Annotated in this window: 22 protein-coding genes and 1 tRNA gene; 5 read left to right on the top strand and 18 right to left on the bottom strand. The window is 73.5% G+C overall.

Translation table 11 applies throughout. The annotated features are described in order from the left end of the window. Positions 1-144: 144 nt before the first annotated feature. From IPM45_07910 to IPM45_07920, 3 genes are all read right to left on the bottom strand, one after another. On the bottom strand, positions 145-822 hold the full coding sequence (locus IPM45_07910; GenBank protein MBK9179494.1) for a response regulator transcription factor: 678 nt from the start codon (positions 820-822) through the stop codon (positions 145-147). After that, positions 819-2,771: a hypothetical protein gene (locus IPM45_07915; GenBank protein ID MBK9179495.1), complete on the bottom strand. Its 1,953-nt coding sequence runs from the start codon at positions 2,769-2,771 to the stop codon at positions 819-821. Before IPM45_07915 ends, IPM45_07910 begins: the two co-directional genes overlap by 4 nt. Before the next feature lie 107 nt (positions 2,772-2,878). Then, positions 2,879-3,412, bottom strand: a complete 534-nt coding sequence (locus IPM45_07920; protein ID MBK9179496.1) for a hypothetical protein — start codon at positions 3,410-3,412, stop codon at positions 2,879-2,881. Between the two features lie 217 nt (positions 3,413-3,629). Here IPM45_07920 and IPM45_07925 point away from each other — a divergent pair, with 217 nt between their 5' ends. Then, complete coding sequence (locus IPM45_07925; protein ID MBK9179497.1) at positions 3,630-3,812, top strand: hypothetical protein; 183 nt, start codon at positions 3,630-3,632, stop codon at positions 3,810-3,812. Between the two features lie 123 nt (positions 3,813-3,935). On the opposite strand, the gene IPM45_07930 is transcribed toward IPM45_07925, so the two are convergent. The 3 genes from IPM45_07930 to IPM45_07940 form a co-directional block, all read right to left on the bottom strand. After that, entirely contained in the window at positions 3,936-4,280 is a 345-nt protein-coding gene (locus tag IPM45_07930) for a DUF5615 family PIN-like protein (GenBank protein MBK9179498.1), read from the bottom strand. Continuing rightward, entirely contained in the window at positions 4,277-4,573 is a 297-nt protein-coding gene (locus IPM45_07935; GenBank protein ID MBK9179499.1) for a DUF433 domain-containing protein, read from the bottom strand. Before IPM45_07935 ends, IPM45_07930 begins: the two co-directional genes overlap by 4 nt. A 360-nt stretch (positions 4,574-4,933) precedes the next feature. Continuing rightward, complete coding sequence (locus IPM45_07940; GenBank protein MBK9179500.1) at positions 4,934-5,335, bottom strand: transposase; 402 nt, start codon at positions 5,333-5,335, stop codon at positions 4,934-4,936. Positions 5,336-5,372: 37 nt separating this feature from the next. On the opposite strand from IPM45_07940, the gene IPM45_07945 reads away from it, so the two are divergent. Continuing rightward, positions 5,373-5,822, top strand: coding sequence for a site-specific integrase (locus tag IPM45_07945; GenBank protein MBK9179501.1), 450 nt, complete (start codon positions 5,373-5,375; stop codon positions 5,820-5,822). A gap of 131 nt (positions 5,823-5,953) precedes the next feature. On the opposite strand, the gene IPM45_07950 is transcribed toward IPM45_07945, so the two are convergent. The 8 genes from IPM45_07950 to IPM45_07985 form a co-directional block, all read right to left on the bottom strand. Next, a tRNA-Met gene (locus IPM45_07950) sits at positions 5,954-6,027 on the bottom strand. Positions 6,028-6,077: 50 nt separating this feature from the next. Further along, positions 6,078-6,560 (bottom strand): 4-phosphopantetheinyl transferase family protein, encoded by a 483-nt coding sequence (locus tag IPM45_07955; protein MBK9179502.1) that lies wholly within the window; start codon positions 6,558-6,560, stop codon positions 6,078-6,080. After that, positions 6,557-6,841: a hypothetical protein gene (locus IPM45_07960; GenBank protein MBK9179503.1), complete on the bottom strand. Its 285-nt coding sequence runs from the start codon at positions 6,839-6,841 to the stop codon at positions 6,557-6,559. Before IPM45_07960 ends, IPM45_07955 begins: the two co-directional genes overlap by 4 nt. Positions 6,842-6,861: 20 nt before the next feature. Continuing rightward, positions 6,862-7,452, bottom strand: coding sequence for a TIGR03086 family protein (locus IPM45_07965; protein MBK9179504.1), 591 nt, complete (start codon positions 7,450-7,452; stop codon positions 6,862-6,864). Between the two features lie 317 nt (positions 7,453-7,769). Next, positions 7,770-10,877: a UPF0182 family protein gene (locus IPM45_07970; protein MBK9179505.1), complete on the bottom strand. Its 3,108-nt coding sequence runs from the start codon at positions 10,875-10,877 to the stop codon at positions 7,770-7,772. Positions 10,878-10,960: 83 nt separating this feature from the next. Further along, positions 10,961-12,193, bottom strand: coding sequence for a hypothetical protein (locus tag IPM45_07975; protein ID MBK9179506.1), 1,233 nt, complete (start codon positions 12,191-12,193; stop codon positions 10,961-10,963). Then, positions 12,151-13,149 (bottom strand): DivIVA domain-containing protein, encoded by a 999-nt coding sequence (locus tag IPM45_07980; GenBank protein ID MBK9179507.1) that lies wholly within the window; start codon positions 13,147-13,149, stop codon positions 12,151-12,153. Before IPM45_07980 ends, IPM45_07975 begins: the two co-directional genes overlap by 43 nt. Positions 13,150-13,237: 88 nt before the next feature. After that, complete coding sequence (locus tag IPM45_07985) at positions 13,238-14,344, bottom strand: PDZ domain-containing protein (GenBank protein MBK9179508.1); 1,107 nt, start codon at positions 14,342-14,344, stop codon at positions 13,238-13,240. On the opposite strand from IPM45_07985, the gene IPM45_07990 reads away from it, so the two are divergent. Both IPM45_07990 and IPM45_07995 read left to right on the top strand, forming a co-directional pair. Beyond that, the gene (locus tag IPM45_07990; protein ID MBK9179509.1) at positions 14,337-14,660 is read left to right on the top strand and encodes a hypothetical protein; all 324 of its coding nucleotides are present in this window, start codon (positions 14,337-14,339) and stop codon (positions 14,658-14,660) included. The genes IPM45_07985 and IPM45_07990 overlap by 8 nt on opposite strands. Before the next feature lie 34 nt (positions 14,661-14,694). Then, positions 14,695-15,297: a HEAT repeat domain-containing protein gene (locus IPM45_07995; GenBank protein MBK9179510.1), complete on the top strand. Its 603-nt coding sequence runs from the start codon at positions 14,695-14,697 to the stop codon at positions 15,295-15,297. 43 nt (positions 15,298-15,340) lie between these two features. Here the strand turns inward: IPM45_07995 and IPM45_08000 are convergent, their stop codons facing one another. From IPM45_08000 to IPM45_08010, 3 genes are read right to left on the bottom strand one after another with little or no spacing between them, the layout of a single operon-like run. After that, positions 15,341-16,345 carry a rod shape-determining protein gene (locus tag IPM45_08000; protein MBK9179511.1) on the bottom strand — a complete coding sequence of 335 codons (1,005 nt, stop codon included), beginning with the start codon at positions 16,343-16,345 and terminating at the stop codon, positions 15,341-15,343. Between the two features lie 3 nt (positions 16,346-16,348). Then, positions 16,349-16,597, bottom strand: coding sequence for a hypothetical protein (locus IPM45_08005; protein ID MBK9179512.1), 249 nt, complete (start codon positions 16,595-16,597; stop codon positions 16,349-16,351). Then, positions 16,594-17,292, bottom strand: a complete 699-nt coding sequence (locus IPM45_08010) for a molybdenum cofactor biosynthesis protein MoaE (protein ID MBK9179513.1) — start codon at positions 17,290-17,292, stop codon at positions 16,594-16,596. The genes IPM45_08005 and IPM45_08010 overlap by 4 nt, the downstream gene beginning before the upstream one ends. Before the next feature lie 50 nt (positions 17,293-17,342). On the opposite strand from IPM45_08010, the gene IPM45_08015 reads away from it, so the two are divergent. Next, complete coding sequence (locus IPM45_08015) at positions 17,343-18,449, top strand: trypsin-like peptidase domain-containing protein (GenBank protein ID MBK9179514.1); 1,107 nt, start codon at positions 17,343-17,345, stop codon at positions 18,447-18,449. 34 nt (positions 18,450-18,483) lie between these two features. Here the strand turns inward: IPM45_08015 and IPM45_08020 are convergent, their stop codons facing one another. After that, positions 18,484-19,542 carry an NAD-dependent epimerase/dehydratase family protein gene (locus tag IPM45_08020; protein MBK9179515.1) on the bottom strand — a complete coding sequence of 353 codons (1,059 nt, stop codon included), beginning with the start codon at positions 19,540-19,542 and terminating at the stop codon, positions 18,484-18,486. Between the last annotated feature and the right edge of the window lie 47 nt (positions 19,543-19,589).

The following is a 19,589-nucleotide window of genomic DNA, read 5'->3' on the forward strand; positions in this document are numbered from 1 at the left end:
TCGCATCCGGGCGATCATCGCACAAGGACGATGATCGAGCCGTTCGCCACGAGCCTCCCGCGAACTCGACGCGAGGCGGTTCGGACGACCGTACCGGGCACGACCCCGAAGTGGATCTGGCCTTGAGCGTCGACGAGTAGACGACTACCTCCGCGCTCCGCCATCGGACGGCCCGGAGTCATCTGCGAGACCGGCTTGGCGGGCGCGCACGATGGCTTCGGCCCGGTCGGCGAACTGCAGCTTCGTGAGGATGTTCGAAACGTGGTTCGCGACGGTCTTGGTGGCGAGTCCCAGTTGCCGGCCGATGACTGCGTTGTTGTGTCCGTCGGCCACGAGTTGGAGAACGGATCGCTCGCGATCGGTCAGTTCCGGGAACACGACCGGAGGGCTCTCGTGTGTCGAGAACCGTTCGAGAACGCGCTCAGCAGCTCCCGGGCCGAGTGTGACATGCCCGGCGGCGACCGATCGCAGGCAGTACAGCACGTCGGTCTGATCTGCGCCCTTGAGCAGGTATCCCCTCGCACCGGCCCGGAGCGCGGCGAACAAGGTGTCGGAGTCCTCGTACATGGTCAGGATGATCACCGCCACGCTGGGATGAGCCGCGGCGATGGCGCGGGTGGCCTCGATGCCGTTCACCGTCGGCATCTGCACATCCATGAGCACGATGTCGGGGAGCAGTTCGTCGGCCAACTCCACGGCTGTTTGACCATCGCCGGCTTCGCCGACCATCTCCATGTCATCCACCGTGTCGAGCAGGGCGCGCAGCCCCGAGCGCACGACGGCGTGGTCATCAGCTACCAGGACGCGGATCTGCGGGGTCATCGCTCGACCGGGAACCTGGCAAGCACTCGACCTCCGCCCTGCGGCAACGGTCCGGTCGTGAGAGTTCCACCGACCTCGGCGGCACGTTCACGCATCGAGGACAAGCCGACCCCGGGCGTCCACGCTGTCGTGGTGGTCCCGTCATCGATGACTTCGACCTCGAACGACCCGTTCGTGCGAAGTGACACCCTGGCGTTCTGTGCGCGCGCGTGTCGAGCGGTGTTCGTGAGCGCCTCTGTTGCGATGCGGTACGCGGCGACCTCGACAGCGGCCGGGAGTGCGCCCACCGTGCCGTCGTCCTGCACCACCACCGAAATCGCCGGGAATCGGCTGGCGTGCTGACGGATCGATCCCGCGAGCCCCAGGTCGTCGAGCGCGGGCGGGCGCAGACCGTCCACGACCCGCCGGACCTCCGCAAGCGCGTCGGTCAGCTCGCCCCGAGCGGTCGCCAGCAACTCATCGGCACGATCGGGGTCAGCACTGATCGTGTTTCGGGCAGCATCGATCGTGAAGGCGATCCCAGTGAGGCCCGGGCCCAGCCCGTCGTGCAGGTCACGTCGGAGTCGCCGGCGCTCCTCCTCACGCACCTGCACCACTCGATCCCGGCTGGCCCGGAGCGCAGCGGTCGTGGCGGCCGCATCGACGACCCCGGCGATCTGCGGGGCGAGACGTTCGAGGGCTTGGACGTCAGCCAGGTGCAGTTGATCCTCACCGCGACGAGCGCCGGCCTCCAACACCCCGACCAACCGACCGCGGTGGGTGAGATCCACGTGCACCACATCCCCCTCGATCTGGTGCACCGGAGTCGGCTGCTGCTGACCAGCTCTGGCAAGTGCCTCGCGATGGCCGGTCGTGCGCACCACGACGTGATCGAGGCGTAGGCGAGCAGCGATCTCCTCGATCACATCGGACAACATCTCCTCTGGCGGCCCGGGGTCAGCCGCTCGCCGGGCGACCGCTTCCACCACGTCCTGGGGTCGGTCCCGGTCGCCGAAGACGAACCGGGCCGTTGCTCGGCTGAGCACATCTCGGATCGGCAACGCGGCCAACGCCACCGAAACCGCCACCACCGCCGGAACGGCGCGCTCGAACAGCACGTCGGAGAGAGCCACCAGCGCCACGTAGAGGACCAGGAGCAGCCCGGTGAGCAGGGAGTAGGCCAGCGCCCGCTCCAGCACCGTGTCGATCCCGAAGACGCCATGACGCAACACGACCGCGATCAGGGCGAGCAACAGGAGCGACGTGATGACCTGGGCGGCCCCGACGCCCGGACCGAGTCCGACCACGAATGGCACTGCCAGCCCAGCGGCCGCGAACACGACCACGGCGCGCATCGCTGCACGGGTCTCCGCCGAGCAGCGGCGCCATCGCACCCAGGCAACCCAAAGGCAGGTGACTGCTGTGGGGGCGATCAAGAGGAATGGGACGAACCCTGGAATCGACAGTCCGCCGGCCAAGGGGTTGGTGCGGTCACCGAAGTCAGAACCAGATACGTCGAGCTCGGTCACCATGGTGACCCCGACAGCGAGCACCGGCGCGGCAACCGAGAAGATGGCGGGCCACCGCAAGTACCCCTTGGGCAGACGCGCGTCCGGCAGCGTGACCACCATCCAGTTGAGCACGATCACCTCCACGGGGAGCGTCCACGACACCAGCCACACCGCGACGTCTGCACCCGGCAGCGCCGGGTCTACGGCAATTGACTGGACCGCCCACCCAAACCCAGCCATGGCCAGCGCGTGAGACAGCGCAGCGCCCGCACTCAGCAACGACCAACCGATCTCAGGACGCCTCAGCAGGATGATCGCCGCCGCCGACCACACCACAGCGGCGGCGCCCTGCACCCACACGAAGGCTCCGGTCGGCTCAGGTACCGCTCCGTCGAAGTCGATGCCGACGTGCAGGGCGTCAAGCCACACCCCGGCGGCGAGCACCAGCGCAGTGGGCACGAGCAGCGCGACAGTGATGCTCCGCGAAACCCGAGCCCTCATCAACGCCGACCTGCCGTCTGACCCACCGCTCCAAAGGTGACACAGCCGACCACGACGGTCGACCGCTACCCCTGCCCGCTCCCACAGGCTTCGAAGCCCATCTCGGTCGCCATCGCCTCAACACTGGCGAAGGGATTCGACTGGTCGTCGAAGTAGCCCAAGCCCTGTTCCTCCACCACTTCCACGGCGTCGGCATGCGCCGCCACCAACGCATCCCAATCCTCTTGCAGATCGGCCGGCGGAGTCAGCGCCTCGAGGTCTGCCTGCTCGCCCCGCAGCTGAGCGAGCAGGGCGTCGTAGGTCGACTGCAACAGCGCCGGCGACGGCGCTCCGCCGCTGCTCGCCAACGGCCCGAAGATCTCCCCCATGGCGGAGCCGGACTCCACGCAGATGGCATTGACCTCATCAACGAACGCCGCCTCGGAGCCTGCCGGTGAGGTACCAGAACTGCTCGAGGCACCCGAGGTGCTCGGAGCACCCGAGGTGCTGCTTGTGGTCGAAGAGCCGTCGCCGTCGTCGCCGCAACCGGTGACGACCAGGAACGAGACAGCAAGAACAGCAAGGAGGGAACGAGTCGATCTCATGACGCCGATCGTCACCCATGCCGCTTCCCGAGCGGAAGGGACCGGGTTCCCGCCAGACCCGGGAGATCTGCGCTCGGTCCACGCGATCGGCCACACGGTTCCTGCCCTGGAACTTCGACCCCTCGACGATCCGATCCCGCGGCGCGTCGACTCATCAGCGGGAGATCGAGTGTTCTACCGATTGTTCCTCCGAGGTCCCGACCACCGGGATCGCGCCTGAAGGAGGCACACCATGAAGGGATACGTCGCACAACGCCGAGGCCGGTTCTACGCGGTCATCTACGAGGGACGCGACCCGGTGACCGGCAAGGAGGTTCGCCGGTGGCATTCGGCTGGCACCGACCGGGCCAAGGCGGAGAAGCTCGCCGCGAAGCTGGCTGCCGCCGAGAACAAGCGGGTACGGGCCGTGGTGTAGCCACTAACGAGCGCGGCAGCGCAGCGTGTTCGACGATGCATCGCAACGCTGGACCGGCCGACGAAGTGATGGTCAGGTGACCTACGGGAATGCGGACAGATCGAGTGTCGCTCGTCAGCGGTCTCAGGGCGACAGCCCGGGCACCACGAGGAACGCCTCGTCCTCGCTGCCCGCGAAGACCTCGATGACGTCCACGCGGTCGAGGATGACCTGCAGGACCGTCGCCGTCGAAGCGTTGCCCACGCGGAGCCACACCACCTTGGGCGGCGAGCCGAACAGGAAGGCGAGCTGACGGAAGTCCGAGTCCTTCGACACGATGACGTAGTCGTGTGCGCGGGCGAACTCCCAGATCTCCCGGTCCGTGGCGGTCTCCAGGCCCAGGCCGGTGACGTGCTCGCTTTCCGGGAACACGTCGCGCAGGTGGCCGACCAGATGCCTTGACAGGTTCTGGTCGAACAGCAGCTTCACGCCGTGGCGAGACGCCGCTCACGCAACGCCGCGAACTCGAGGGCGGCACGGACGTGCTCCCCGGACAACTCGGGGAAGTCCGCCACGATCTCCTCCGCCGTCATCCCCGACGCCAAGTACTCCAACACGTCGTACACCGTGATCCGCGTACCCACGAAGCACGGCTTGCCGCTGCGCACCCCCGGACGGGTCTCGATCACCGACGTCACATCCACCGCCCCAACCGTACCTCCACCAGGCGCGTACCGGCTCGAACGAAGCCAGCACTCCTCGTCGTCAGCAACGACGTCCATCTGGAGGCATAAGCACTGTTCTCAGCGCCACCGACAGTTCGAACGGCGCGGTCGAGCACGCATGCACCTCATCCGCGGGCGGGTCGGAAGCGGGCGTCGAGGGCGCGACGGTCGTCGTCGACGCTGTCAGCCACGGCGACGAACGAGTCGTGCGTGCGGACCCGGATGAAGCGATCCGTCTTCGACGACGGCCGGCAGCATGGAGGCTCGTCCACCGCCGAGTGCGAGGAGACGGCGCCGCCCGCGGACCACGAACGACTCAACACACCGGCAGTCAACGCGGCATGATCGCCCCACAACCCGACTGGCCGCGAGACGGGACTGTCCGGTTGTCTGTGTAACCGGGCGTGGTGGTCATGGTCATTGGGCGGCCTGGAGGCGGTCGCCGTAGTGGATGGTCAGGGCGTTGAGGATGGGCTTCCAGCTGTTGATCCTCCCGGTCGGGTTGGACCGGCCGGGCCGTTTCTCGGTGGCCACGAGGTAGAGGACCTTCATGGCGGCTTGCTCATTGGGGAAGTGGGATCGGTGGCGGACGGCGTTGCGGAACCGGGCGTTCAAGCTCTCGATCGCGTTCGTGGTGTACACGATGGTGCGGAGCTCGACGGGGAACTCGAGGAACGGCACGAACTCGCTCCACGCGGTGTTCCAGGTCCCGATCATGGCCGGGTAGCGGTCGCCCCAGGTGGCGGCGAACTCGTCAAAGCGGGCCCGGGCGGCTGTCTCGCTGGGCGCGGTGTAGATCTCCCGCAGCGTCGGGCTCACATGGTCCGACCTCGGCGTCCCCCACTCCCGCCTGTCGGTGTCACGCACCCTGCAGAACGTCGGCGGCCGCCCCGTCGAGTTCGCACCCAAGACGCGCACCAGCCGCCGAAGCGTCGAGATCGACCGCGCCACCCTGGACGAGCTTCGACGGTGGCGACGACAGCTCGGGCACGATGGGTTGCCGTGCGGGCCTGACGACTGGATGTTCTGCAACACCACCGGCCGGTTCCTCAACCCCGAATCGATCAGCCCACTGTTCGACCGCATCGTGCAGCGCAGCGGGCTGCCCCGGGTTCGGTTCCACGACCTGCGCCACACCCACGCGTCGCTGCTCGTCGCCGACGGCACCGCGATCGAAGTCGTGTCCGAGCGCCTCGGTCGCGCCCACCCCGCGTTCACGATGCACACCTACCAGCACCTGCTGCCGGGCATGAGCGGCGCCGCTGCGGAGCGGTTCGCCACGCTCGTCGCCACCGCCAGCCGGTAGACGTCTACCGGCCAGCTTGCCGCGTAACCCCAGGTCAACGACTCGCACGTCGCGGAGCCGGTAGACGCCGCCGGTGACGCGCTCCCGACAACGGCGAACGCCCAGGTCATGTGACCTGGGCGTTCATCGAGTGGCGGGGGTAGGATTTGAACCTACGACCTTCGGGTTATGAGCCCGACGAGCTACCAGACTGCTCCACCCCGCGTCGCGAGAGACGAGGGTAGCAGGGGCGGCGCGACGCTCCAACCCGGGACGTCAGGCCAGCGGCGCGTCGAGCCAGGAGTGGCTGGGCGTGGCCGCAGCCAGGGCCGGCGGCTCCACCATCGACGTCGGCGGCGCCACCTCGGCCGTGGCCGCTGCGGTCAGCACGAAGGCCCCGAAGCGCACCCACCAGCCCGGGAACACCGCACCCTCCTCGGCTCGCACCTCGAGGGGGCGCCACCCGCCCTCGGGCGCGGCGCCGGGCTCAGCGTCCAGCCGCACCTCCACGCTGTGCGTGCTGCGGCGCAGGCCCGTGCGCAGCACCTTGAGGGCGCTCTCCTTGGCCGACCAGATGAGGTTGGCCAGCAGGGCGCGCTCGTCGCCATCGGCCGCCCCGTCGACCACCCGCCGCTCGGCCGGCGTGAGGAAGTCGCCCACGAAGGCGCTGCTGCGCTCCTCCACCAGCTCCAGGTCGACCCCCAGGCCGACGCCCGGCGGCCCCACCAGGCAGACCGCCCACCCGGCCCGGTCGGTCATCGACAGCGAGGCGGGCGCCGGGCCATCCCCCACGAAGGGGCGGGGGCACCGTCGGGGGCCCGGCGCAGCACGATCGACGCCAGGTCGGGCCCGTCGAGGGGCAGCCCCAGCGCCCGGGCCAGCGCCTGCTTGGCCGTCCACCGGGCCAGCGTCCACTCGAGGCGGCGCTTGGCGAACCGCAGCCCCTCCTGTACGGCCAGCTCCTCGGGGGAGAGCCAGCCCGCAGGGGCCGCGGCCACCTCGTGTTCGCCGGCCGCCAGCCACGCCGGCCCGCCCGCCACCGCGGCGGGCTCGTCGCCGCTCAGGGCGTGCGGCCGAGGAAGGCGGCCAGCCGGTCGGGGGCGGGGGCGTCGGCGGCGATGGCCACCTCGGGGCCGAAGAGGCCGGGCACGCGGGCCGACTCGTCCATCGAGGCCTGCGCTCCGGCCAGGGCCGCCTCGGCCAGCTCGGCGTCGACGGTGCGCTCCAGCAGCAGGGCGTGCGCCAGGTCCCACCCGTGGGTGACCACCTCGAGGAGCATGAACCCCAGGATCTGGGAGCCGGGCGACTCGCCCCACGGCGCCGCGAACATCCGGCCGGCCATGGCCGGGTCGGCCCAAGCCGCCCGGATGCGGGCCGCCGCCGCCCGGTACTCGTCGACGGCGCTCTCGCGGTCGAGGTCGGGATCGAGGTCGAAGCGCATCTCGCCGCCCTCGCCCAGCTCGGCGAACGACCGCAGGCCGCCCACGAAGTGGCCGAGGAGAGCCCGCACGTCGAACTCGGCGCACGGCGTCGGCCGGCCGAAGTCGCCGGGCGAGACCGCCGCGACGATGCCGTCGACATCGGCGAGGGCCCGATCCACCAACTGGTACAGCGTGGGCTCGGCCACGGCGACCTCCTCGATCTGCGTCACCCCAGTCAACCCCATCCCGCAGCCGGGACGCACCGCGCGCCAACCACCCGACACCCGGCGCCCCGCACCCGGCACTGGGCGCCGGGACCGGCCGGGGGCCCACCGCCGCCTCCGCCCGACACGACCACCCCGGTCTTCATCGCGCCAAACGACACCCACAAGGGCCGAGCGCGCGCCAAGAGCCGGCACCCACGTCTCGAACGCGAAGGACGACGCTCACGGGTGCCCGGCGCGATGGAGACCGGCGGACGGCCGGCGGAGACCGGCGGACGGCCGGCGCGATGGAGACCGGTGCAGGCGACGCGGGCCCGCGGGGGTCAGCGGACGGCGAGGGGGCCGGCGCGAGCCAGGGCCTGCTCGCCCCCGGTGGTCGTGGTGTCCTCGGGAGCCGTCGTCGACGTGCTCTCGTCGGGCGGGCCGATCGTGGACGTGTCGGGCGGCGTGGTCTCGCTGGTCGAGGTGTCGGGCGGCAGGGTGGTGGGCACCTCCACGCCGGCCAGGGTGGCGGCCTGCACCACCAGGGCCCGGGCCTGCTCCACCTTCGCCTGGTAGGTGGCCAGGTCGCCGGCCCGCAGGGCGGCGTCGGCTTCGGCGAAGGCGGTCGCCGCCTGCGCCAGCAGCTCGCTCACGGTGGCACCCTCGGGCGGGGGCGTGACCTCGCCGCCCGTGCCGCCACCCGTGTCCCCGGTGTCGCCACCGGCACCGGGCTCGACCGGCGTGCCGAAGATCTCCTCGAGGGTGGCGGCCAGCTGGTCGGCCGGGATGTCGACGCTGAAGATGGCCAGCAGCGCCTCGGGCAGCGTGTCGCGCATGAACGCACGCCCCGCGTAGCTCACGATCACCTTCTTGAGCTCGGGCACGGCGGTGGCCCCGGAGGCCTGCACGTACAGGGGCCGGACGTAGATCAGCGAGTCCTCCACCGGGATCAGGAGCAGGTTGCCCTGCAGCACCGTGGAGCCCCGCTGGTCGAGCAGCGTGATCTCGCGGGAGATCTCCTCCTGGGAGTTGATGGTGGCGTCGACGATCGCGGGCCCGTCGGGTAGCCGGTTGCGGGGCATCACGTACGACTGGAGCTTCCCGTAGTTCTCCGGGTCGCTCCGCGCCACCATGAACGCCACGAGCTCCTTGCGGCTGTCGTTCTCGGAGAACGGCACGAAGGGCCGCAGCAGCACGAACTCCTGGCCCTCGGAGTCGGGCAGCTGCATGAGCAGGTAGTACGGGTCGATGCGGCGCTCGCGGGCCGGTCCCAGCTCGCCCTGGGCGTTGGTCGTCGCCGTCTCCTGGGTGGGCGCCCCCACGATCGTGCCCGGGCTCTGGGCCACGCTCCACGAGTCGGTCTGCGCGTAGAACTCGGCTGCGTCCTCGAGGTGGTAGCGCCCCCACATGGTGGTCTGGGTGCGGAACAGGTCCTCGGGGAAGCGCAGGTGGTCCTCGAGGCCCTCGGGGAGCTCGTCACGGCTCTTGAACAGCTCGGGGAACGCCTGCCGGTACGCCTCGGCGATGGGGTCCTGCTCGTCGAAGATGTAGAAGGTGACCGTGCCGTCGTAGGCGTCGACCACCGCCTTCACCGAGTTGCGCACGTAGTTGAAGCGGGTGTCGAGGCCGCTCCCCGGCGGCAGCTGACCGGTCACGGCCCGCTGGGCGTAGGGATACTGGTCGGTGACGGTGTAGGCGTCGAGCACCCACACCAGCTCGCCGTCGAGCACGACCGGGTAGGGGTCGGCGTCGTAGCGCAGGAACGGCGCCACCGTCTGCACCCGCTCCCTCACGTCACGGATGAACAGGATGCGCGAGTCGCCGGTGATGAAGTCGGAGATCAGCGGGTTGATGTCGCCGAAGCGGAGGGCGAAGGCGGCCCGGCGGAAGAACGACCCGATGCCCACGCCGCCCTCGCCGGAGTAGCGGGTCACCTCGGTGGTGCCGTCGGCGCGGACGTAGTTCACCTCGTCGCGGTTGGTGTCGACGATGGCGTAGCTGCCCAGGTTCTCGCCGAAGTAGATCTCGGGCCGGGTGAGCTGGGGCAGGCCGACGGGCGGCAGGTCGCGGATGTTGAAGTCGGGCCGACCCGACGCCGACACCCTGTTCGACGGGGCCATGGCCACCGCGTAGCCGTGGGTGTAGGCGAGGTGGCGGCCCTCCCACGACTGCTGGGGCACCTCGGCGGTGTCGAGCTCGCGGGCCGACAGCAGCACCTGGGTGGTCTCGTCGCTGAGCTGGTAGCGGTCGACGTCGAGGTCGTTGAACCGGTAGAAGGCGCGGATCCCCTGGAGGCGCTGGAAGGTGGGCTCCACGATGGCCGGGTCGAGCAGGCGGACGTTGCGGAGCGTCTGGGCGTTGTCCCGCAGGTCCTGGACCGTGAGGTCGTCCTGGTAAGCGAAGTCGTCGACCTCGACCTCGTCGAGGTTCAGCGCCGCCCGGGTGGCCTCGATGTTGCGGGCGATGTACGGCTTCTCCTTCGTGGACTCGTCGGGCTCCACCTGGAAGCGCTGGATGAACGCCGGGTAGATCGCGCCGGCCACCACCGCCACGAACGCCCACAGGCCCACCGCGATCACCGGCAGCACCCAGCCCCGGCGGCGGATGTTGACCAGCAGCAGGACGAAGGCGAACAGCGAGATGAGGATGAGCAGGTTGATGGCCGGGAGCTGCGCCTTCACGTCGGTGTAGGTGGCGCCGTCGACCGTGCCACGCGTGGAGTACGTGAGCTTGTACCGGTCGAGCCAGTAGCCGGCGGCGCGGAGCAGGGCCAGCACGCCCAGCAGCACCGACAGGTGGGCCTTCACCTGCGGGGTCACGCGCTCGATCGGGGTCTGGAACCGGATGCCGCCGTTGAGGTAGTGGGCCACCGCGGTGACGATGATGATGATGACGAACGCCGCGAACAGCCAGCTCACCACGAACGACAGGAACGGCAGGCGGAACACGTAGAAGCCGACGTCGGTGTTGAACAGCGGGTCCTTCACCCCGAAGCTCTGGTAGTTCGTGAACAGGATCCAGTCGTTCCACTGGCCCGACACGCCCAGCCCGGCGATCAGGGCGAACACCAGCGCCACCGCCGCCCGCACCGCTCCCGTGCGCCGGCCGACCAGCTCCCGGTAGCGCTCGACGAAGTCCTCCTCCGGGCCCGGGGGGCGGAACTTCGGGGCGATCCTGTCGGCGATGAGCAGGTTCACCCAGAGCAGCACGAAGAACAGCCCGGTGAAGATCACGGTCAGGGCGATCTTGGCGCCCAGCACCCCGCCCCACACGCCCGCGAACCCGAGGGAGTCGAACCACAGGTAGTCGGTGTAGAAGCCGGCCAGCCCGCGGAGCGACGTGACCAGGACGAACAGGGCCACGGCGAGCACGATGAGCAGCACCCGGCCCCGGGAGAGCCCGCTGCGACGCCGCGGTGCGCGACCCGGCATGTCGGTAGGGCTCCGCATGGGCCGCACACTACCGACGATCGGCCGCCAGGAGGCATCGGAGGCGGGGGCGGTGGCCCCACCTCGGAGGAGGCGGGGGCGGCTCAGCCGGGATCGGCGACGACCAGGCAGCGACAGCCCGGGTGGGCGGGCGCGTGCCGGTGCCCGGTGGGGAACACCTCACCCTTCGGGAGAGCCCCGGCCAGGGCGTTGTCGTCGGCGTCCGGGCAGGGTTGGCCGCCGGGGTCGACGACCCAGCGGACCCTGGTGCCCCTGGGCAGGGCCTCGAAGGCCCCGGTGCCGAACGCGCCGAGCACGGCGTTGGCCGCCACCTCGTCGACGCGGCGCGTCTTCCACTCGCGGTAGCAGGAGCGGATCCGGTCGGCGAGCACGTCCTCGGGGTCGTCGGGCCCCTCGTCGATGGCGGCCTCCACCCGCTCGCGCAGCGGCAGGCCGAGCTCGGCGAGCAGCCCCTCGAGCGAGTCGGCGACCGCGGCGTCGGTGTGGACGCGGCCGCCGGGCGCCGGCACCGAGCCCACACCGGCCGCGACCGAGTCGCGCAGCACGGCCAGGGCCGAGGCGCGGAGCCGCTCGGCGCGCTGCGCCCCGGCCAGCAGGGCCAGCGCTCCGGACGGGCCGTCGCGGCGCAGCCGCTCGAGCACCTCGTTCTGCTCGTCGTCGAGCGCCCGCTTCAGCTTGCGGGACAGGGCCCGCTCGAGGGGCGCCACCGCAGCGTCGCGCTCGGCCACGAGCGTGGCCGCCGGCGACGGTGCCACCTCGCCGGAGGCCTCCGGCTCGACGGCCGGCGGCTCGGGCGCACTGCCGCGCTCGTCGACCACGACCGCCGGCTCGGGCGCACTGCCGCGCTCGTCGACCACGACCGCCGGCTCGGGCGCACTGCCGCGCTCGTCGACCACGACCGCCGGCTCGGGCCCCTCGCCGGGGGTGGCCTCCGCGACGAGGTCGCCCGGCGCGCCGGCCCCCTCGTCGCCGGCGTCGGCGAGCACCCGCTCGGCGCGGGCCACGGCGTCGGCCCGGTCGGCCCGGATGCGGGCGAACAGCACGTCGACCGACGAGCCAGCGGTCGCCTCGACCTGCCCCGGCGGGACCTCCTGGCCCGGCTCCGCCGCCTCGTCCTCGCCCGGCAGGGCCTCCTCCGCCCGCTCCGAGGGGACCGCCTCGGCCGGCTCCGCCTCGTCGTCCTGGCCCTGCTCGGCCGCCTCCTCGCCGCCCGGCCTCGCCGCCTCGACCGGGGCCGGCTCGCCCTCGGGGGCGCCCTGGAGCCGGCCCAGCATCAGAACGCCCTCGAGCTCGTCGGTGTCGGGCGGTGCGGGCACGGCCTCCTGGCGGTTCCGCACCCGGCGCCGGCTGCGCTCGCGGCGCGGCGCCGCCCCCCCCCCGAGGGCGCCTCGGCCGGGCCCCCCGGCGCGACGGGCTCGCGGCCGGCCGGCGCGGCCTGGTCGTGCGCCTCGGCCGGGGGCGACGACGCCGGCGCCTCGGCCTGCGCCGCCGGCGCGGCGGCAACCGGCAGCTCGGCCAGGTAGTCGGCCAGCTCGGCCTCCACCGCCTCCAGCTCGCCCGAGGGCTCCTCCTCGGCCAGCCGCCGGGCCGCAGCCTCGGCCGCCGCCCGGGCCTCGGGCAGCGCCAGGGTGAGCTCGCCCACCGCCTGCTCGAGCGTCTGGCGGACCACGTCGTAGGCGTCGAGCAGCCGCTGGCGGGCGGCACGGAACTGCTCCACCTGGGCCCGCACCAGCCGGCGCCGCCGGGCCAGGTCTTCGAGCACCCGCTCGCGCAGGGCCTGGGCCTCGCCCAACATGTCGCGACCCCGCGCCCGGGCGGCCTCGACCTCGGCCGCAGCCTGGCCGCTGGCCTGCTCGCGCAGGGCTTCGGCCTGGGCCCTGGCCTCGGCGACCAGCTGGTCGGCGTGCTGGCGCCGCTGGGCGGCCTCGGCCTGGGCCTCGCGCAGCATCCGCTCCACGTTGGCCTCGGCGCGGGCCCGGATCTGCTCGCCGGCCTCGCGGGCCGCGCTCAGCACCCGGACGGCCTCCTCACCCAGACGCTGGGTCAGGAGCTCGTCGTCGAGCTCGGCCACCCGGGCGGCGCGCCGCTCGGCCTCCGCGAGCTGCTGGCTCAGCCGGTCGTCACGCTCGCGGACGCTGCGCAGCTCGCTGGCCAGCAACCCGAGGTAGGCGCGCACCTCCAGCTGGTCGAAGCCGCGGAACGACGTGCTGAACGTCTTGCGCGCCACCACGTCGGGGTGCAGCGGGGCATCGGGCGGCCGCTCGGCGGGCATTGCGCCCAACTGTACGGCGGGCCCCGCCGCCAGCGGTGGTTGCTCGCGCCGGGCCCGCCGACCCCGCCGCCGCTCGCTCCCGGCCGGATCAGGCCGCCGGCACCTCGGCCCCCGGCTGGCCGAGGGCGAGGGCGTTGCCACCCAGCTCGGCCAGCGCCGCGAGGGCCTCGTCGAGGGTCTCCACCCCCTCCACGCGCAGACCGCCGGCGTGGGCGCGGGCCTCGTCCGCCTCGTCCTCGGGCACCAGCATCAGCTCGGCGCCGGCCGACCGGGCGGCGGCCGCCTTCTGGGCCACGCCGCCGACCGGTCCGACCTCGCCGCCGGGATCGATGGTGCCCGTGACGGCCACGGCGCCGCCGCCGGTGAGGTCACCGGGCGTCAGCACGTCGAGCACGCCCAGGGCGAAGGCCAGGCCGGCCGACGGGCCGCCGACCCGGCCCGAGTCGATGTCGACGTCGATCGGGAAGTCGAAGCCGACCGGGGTGCGGGTCACGGTGGCCACGCCGATCATGGGCGTGCCGTCGCCCCGGTCGGCCAGCGCCACCTCCACGTCGCGCTCCCCCTCGTCGCCCCGCTCGATGCCGAGCACCATGCGGTCGCCGGGCGCGAAGCCCACGACGATCTCCCGGAGATCCTCCGAGAACACCACCGGCTCCCCGGCGGCCGACACGATCACGTCACCAGGCTCGAGCACCTCGGCGGCGGGCACGCTGGGGTCGATCTCCTGCACCAGCGCGCCTCCGCCGTCGACCACCACGTCGTAGCCGAGGTGCTCGAGGGCCACGTAGATGGCCACCTGCTTGGAGATGTCCATCAGCTCCAGGTTGTACTCGCGGTTCTCGCTCGGGGTCCGCGAGCCGAGGATGCGCTCCTCGGGCACGATCTCCACGTCGGGATCGAGCCACCCGGTCAGGGCCCGCAGGGGCGTCACCCGGCGCAGCGAGACCGTCAGGTAGAGCACCTCGCCCTCGTCGGCGTTGCGCAGATCGTCGGGCACCTCCACCAGATCCTGGGTGGCGGTCGCCCGGCCCGGCGAGAGGGCGTAGTAGGGCAGGCGCACGAAGGCCGAACCCACCAGGCCGGCGAGCACGATCGCACCCAGGAGCCACCAACCCCACCCCCTCCAGCGGCGGTGCGGTGGGCGCTCCGGAGCCGGCTCGCCGCCGGCCGGTACCATCACGTCCTGGGTGTCCACTCGGGTCGTCAGCGCCGTATCCGTCGGGGTCGTGGTCGTCGCCGTGCTGGGCGTGGTGCTGCTCGGCAGGGGCCAGCCTGCCACGCCCGGGCGCCGGAGCGACCGCGCCCGCCCGGCCGGCACGGGCCCGCCCGGGCCGGTGCCCGACGAGGGCTGGACCCCGCTGGTCGAGGCCGACCGGGTCCGCTGGTGGCAGCGGCTGCGGTCGGGGCTGAGCCTGGGTGTGCTGCTCGCGCTGATCGGCCTGGGCGTGGCCCTGGCGATCGGCATCGTCGTCGCCGTGGCGTACCTGGTGCTCCGCGACGCCGTCTCGTGACGGACGCATCGCCGGGTCGCGGGCGCCGGCCGGCGTGACCGACGGCGACGGGCGGCTCGCGCGTCGCCGTCGGGCGGCCCGGGCCGGCCACCGCGGGCCGCCGGCCGACGCCGAGGCCCTTCTCGACGACCCCGACCCCGGCGTGCGGGCCACCGCGCTGGCGGCCCTGGCCCGGCTCGGCGCCCTGCGCGAGGCCCACCTGGCCGCCGCCCTGGCCGACCCCCACCCGGCCGTGCGGCGGCGTGCCGCCCGGGTGGCGACCACCCACCGGGGCGGTTCGCTGGTGGCCCTGCTCGACGACCCCGACCCCACGGTGGTGGAGGCGGCCGCCTGGGCCTGCGGCGAGCGCCGGCCGGTCGAGCCGGGCACGGTTCCCCGGCTGGGCGCCCTGGCCACGGGCCACGACGACGCCTTGGTGCGGGAGGCGGCGGTGGCCGCCCTGGGCGCCATCGGCGACCCCGACGGCCTGCCCGCCGTCCTGGCGGCCACCCGCGACCGGGCCACGGTGCGGCGCCGGGCCGTGATCGCCCTCGCACCCTTCGAGGGGCCCGAGGTCGACGCCGCCCTCGAGCGGGCCCGGGCCGACCGCGACTGGCAGGTGCGCCAGGCCGCCGAGGACCTGGTGGACGAGGGCTGACCGGCGGCGTCAGCCCGGCATGGGCAGGCGTCGGCCGCGGCGGTCAGCCCCGGGCGCCCATGAACATCACGCGGAGGGCGTCGTAGCTCTCGATGCAGTGGCCGGCGCCGAGCACCACGCACTCGAGCGGCGTGTCGACCCGGTGCACCGGCACCTCGGTCTCCCGGGCCAGGCGCACCTCCAGGCCGCGCAGCAGCCCGCCCCCGCCCACCAGCCAGATGCCGTCGGTGAGGAAGTCGTGCGAGAGCTCCGGCGGCGCCTGGGCCAGGCACGACACCACGGAGTCGACGATCGAGCGCACCGGCTCCTCGATGGCCTCGCGGATCTCCACGGGGTGCAGCACGACCGCCTTCGGGAGCCCGGTGGTGAGGTCGCGGCCCCGCACCTCGGCCCGCACGTCGTCGGCCACCGGCGCCGCCGAGCCGATCGCGATCTTGACCTCCTCGGCGGTGCGCTCGCCGATGGCCACCCCGTACTCGCGGCGCAGGTAGTTCTGGATGGCGGCGTCGATGTCGAACGAGCCGACCCGGATCGCCTGCAGGGCGACGATGCCGCCCAGGGAGATGACCGCGGTCTCGGTGGTGCCGCCCCCCATGTCGATCACCATGTTGCCGACCGGCTCGTGGATGGGGAGGCCGGCGCCGATGGCCGCGGCGAGCGGCTGCTCGATGAGCTGGGCGTCGGCGGCGCCGGCCCGGCGGGCCGCCTCGGTGACCGCCCGCCGCTCCACCTCGGTGATGGCCGACGGTACGCAGATGACCACGCGCGGCCGGTTGAAGCGGCTGACCCCGGCGCGCTGCAGCAGCAGCCGGATCATCCGCTGGGTCACGTCGAAGTCGGTGATGGCGCCCTTGCGGAGCGGGCGCACGGCCACGATGTAGCTGGGGGTGCGCCCGATCATCTGCCACGCCTCCTGGCCCATGGCCAGGACCTCGCCGGTGTTGCTGTTGAGCGCGATCACCGTCGGCTCGCGCAGGACGATGCCGCGACCCTTGGCGTACACCAGGGTGTTGGCGGTGCCCAGGTCGATCGCGAGGTCGCGGGCCAGCGCCTACTCCGAGCTCTGCTCGGGGCCGGGGGGGCGGCCCTCGGAGGGTCGGATGGGCGGCGTCCGCGGCTCGTGCGACCGGTTCTGCCGGAAGCGCCCGGGCCGGGTCTCGGGCGACAGCGCCCGCATCTCCCGCTCGAAGTCGCGGATCCCCGAGTCGATGCTGCGGGGCTGGCGGCTGCGCAGCACGAGCACGACGATCCCCACCAGGCTCACGCACACGGCGATCAGCAGGAAGGCCACCGAGCTCATCGGAGGTCGGCCACCTCGGCGATCTCGGACGCATCGAGGCCCCAGGCCTCGCCGCCCTCCCACCGCTCCCGCTTCCAGATGGGCACGGTGGCCTTGAGGGCGTCGATGCAGAACCGGGCGGCCGCGAAGGCGTCGGGCCGGTGGGGCGCCGACGCCACGACCACCACCGACGGCTCGCCGACCCCGAGCACCCCGACCCGGTGGACCAGCACCAGCCGGCCGACCCGGGGCCAGCGGGCCCGGGCCTCGCCGGCGATGGCCAGGAGCCGGGGCCCCACCTGCTCGTCGTAGGCCTCGTACTCCAGCCGGTCGACGCCCGGCCGGCCCGCGGCGTGGTCGCGGACCGTGCCGCTGAACAGCACGACCGCTCCGCAGTCGGGGCGCGCCGCCCAGTCGTGGGCGACGCCCACGGGCAGTGGCGCCGCCGTGAGCCCCACCCACGTGTCTCCGGACGGGGGCGGCTCGATCGCTCGGGCCATGCGGCCCATGCTACGCGCCCCGGGCGCGCCGGGCCCCGGGAGCACCCGGGCCCGCCCCACGGCAACCGCCGGCCGGGGCGCGGTCCCCTGCCGAACCCCGACCGGTAGCCTTCGGGGCCGTGGAGTGGGACGACGACGACGACGCCGACGGCCTGCCGTTCCGCTCGCCCCTCCCACCCGACGACCGGCTCTGGCGGCACCCCTCGGAGCTGGCATCGACCGCCCCGCTCGGCCCCATCGCCGCGGCGTCCCCGCAGCCCCCGCCCGTGCCGCCGGCGCCGCCCGCAGCGGGCAGCCGCCGGGTCTGGGGCGTGGCGCTGGCGGCCGGCCTCACCGGTGCGCTCGTCGTGGCCGCCGTCGTGGCCACCACCGGTGGGTTCGCCACCCGCGTCGTCGAGCGCCAGGTGATCGAGCGGCAGGCCGTCCAGCCGGTGGCCGCCGCCACCAACCCGCTCGGCCGCGCCGACGGTGTGGTGCAGATCGCCGACGCGGTCGCTCCCGCCGTGGTGCGCCTCGACGTCGAGGCCCCCGCCGGCGCCGGCCGCGGGTCGGGGATCGTGTTCCGCGACAACGGGTACCTGCTCACCAACGGCCACGTGGTCGACGGCGCCGTCGCCATCACGGTCGTGCTCGCCGACGGTCGCGAGCTGCCCGGCTCGGTGGTGGGCAGCGATGCCCTCACCGACGTGGCCGTCGTCAAGGTCGACGCCGAGGGGCTGGTCACCGCCCCGCTCGGCAGCGCCGACGGCCTCGAGGTGGGCGAGACGGCCATCGCCATCGGCTCGCCGCTCGGGTTGGCGGGGGGACCCTCGGTCACCGTCGGCGTGGTCAGCGCCCTGGGCCGGCGGGTCGCGACCACGGTGGGCCCCACCTTCTACGACATGATCCAGACCGACGCCCCCATCGCCCCCGGCTCGTCGGGCGGGGCCCTGCTCGACGGCACGGGCGCCGTGATCGGCATCACCACCGCGGTGGCGGTCGCCGACGCCGGCGTCGAGGCCTTCGGGTTCGCCACCCCGATCGACGTGGCCCGCACCGTGGCCGACGACCTGATCGCCAGCGGCCGGGCCCACCACGTGTGGCTCGGCATCGGCGGCACCGACCTGACGGCCGAGCGGGCCGCGGCCCTGCAGACGCCGGGCGGGGTCGCCATCGAGGAGATCACGGCCGGCGGGCCGGCCGAGGCGGCCGGGCTCCTGGTCGGTGACGTGATCGTGGGCATCGCCACCGACCCGGTGCGCACCATGGGCGAGCTCGTCGCCGCGCTGCGCCACCACCGCCCCGGCGTCACGGTCGACGTGACCCTGCGCCGAGGCAGCGACGCCCTCAACCTGGCCGTGGTGCTGGGCGAGCGGCCCACCGGCGCCTCGTAGCCCGCGCCGACGGCCGCGCCGCGCCGACCGGCGTCTACCCGGCCGACGCCCGGGCGGCGCGCCGGGCCCGGCGGGCCAGCCAGACCACCCCCACCGTCGACGCCAGCAGCAGCGCGCCGGCGGCCCCCAGGGCCAGCTCCTGGCGGCGCCTCGGGCTCACGTGCTGCCACCAGGTGCCCTCGTGGGACACCACGAAGGCCTCCTCGTTGGTGTGGGCCGGCACCCAGCCGGCGGCCCGCAGCCGGTCGTTCGCGATCACCCAGGGCTGGCGGGTGTACGGCACCAACCCCGCGGGCGCGGTGCCCTCGCCCAGCTGCCACCCCCACGACGCCACCTGGCGGGCCACCCGGTCGGGCAGCCGCAGCCGGGGCGCGACCCCCTCGAGCGACCGGAGGGTCTCGGCGTCGACCCAGCCGTCGGGCGCGGCGTTGAGCGGGCCGTCGAGGCGGCCGCGCCGGGCCGTGTCGATGGCGGCGACCAGGTCGTCGACGTGGAGGAACTGGGCCGGCGGCTCGTCGTCACCCAGGAGCCCGACCCCGGCCCGCAGGGCCCGAGCCAGCCAGCCCGGACCGTCGGTGTCGACCACCGGCGCCGGCCGCAGGACGGCGACCGTGGCGCCGGGGTGATCGTCGGCCCAGTCGGCCAGCACCCGCTCCACCTGCGCCAGCTGCACCGCGAGCCCGAACCCCGGGTTCGGGCGCAGCGGTGCGTCCTCGGTGAGCGGCACCGGGTTGTTCGGCCACGCCCCGTAGACGACCGCGCCGCTCACGGCCACCACGTGGCGCACCCCCGCGTCCGACGCCGCGGCCAGCACCCGGCGCGTGCCGTCGAGGATCACCCGCTCCGACACGTCGTCGCCCACGTCGGGCCCGGCCACCGAGGCCAGGTGGATCAGCGTGTCGACGCCGTCGAGCAGGGGGACCAGGTCGGCGACGGTCACGTCGGCCACGTGCTGCTCGATGCCCGCAGGCGGGTCGGGCACCGGGCCGACGTCGAGGGCGACCAGCCGCACCACCTCGGGATCGTCCACGAGACGGCTGATGAGCCGCCGCCCGACCCGACCGGCGGCACCGGTCACCGCCACGGTGCTCACGGCCGGCGGGCGATGTGGGGAGGCGGGTGCACCCGCCTACCATGCCC

Source organism: Acidimicrobiales bacterium, from assembly GCA_016716005.1.
GTDB lineage: Bacteria > Actinomycetota > Acidimicrobiia > Acidimicrobiales > JADJXE01 > JADJXE01.

Coding starts and splice junctions, on each gene's coding strand:
- IPM45_07910 (MBK9179494.1), bottom strand. CDS start 822: ATGACCCCGCAGATCCGCGTCCTGGTAGCTGATGACCACGCCGTCGTG.
- IPM45_07925 (MBK9179497.1), top strand. CDS start 3,630: ATGAAGGGATACGTCGCACAACGCCGAGGCCGGTTCTACGCGGTCATC.
- IPM45_07935 (MBK9179499.1), bottom strand. CDS start 4,573: ATGGACGTCGTTGCTGACGACGAGGAGTGCTGGCTTCGTTCGAGCCGG.
- IPM45_07955 (MBK9179502.1), bottom strand. CDS start 6,560: ATGACCGACCGGGCCGGGTGGGCGGTCTGCCTGGTGGGGCCGCCGGGC.
- IPM45_07970 (MBK9179505.1), bottom strand. CDS start 10,877: ATGCGGAGCCCTACCGACATGCCGGGTCGCGCACCGCGGCGTCGCAGC.
- IPM45_07980 (MBK9179507.1), bottom strand. CDS start 13,149: ATGCCCGCCGAGCGGCCGCCCGATGCCCCGCTGCACCCCGACGTGGTG.
- IPM45_08005 (MBK9179512.1), bottom strand. CDS start 16,597: ATGAGCTCGGTGGCCTTCCTGCTGATCGCCGTGTGCGTGAGCCTGGTG.
- IPM45_08010 (MBK9179513.1), bottom strand. CDS start 17,292: ATGCCAGCTCCGAGGGGTGCCGCCAGAGCCGGTCGTCGGGTGGGAGGG.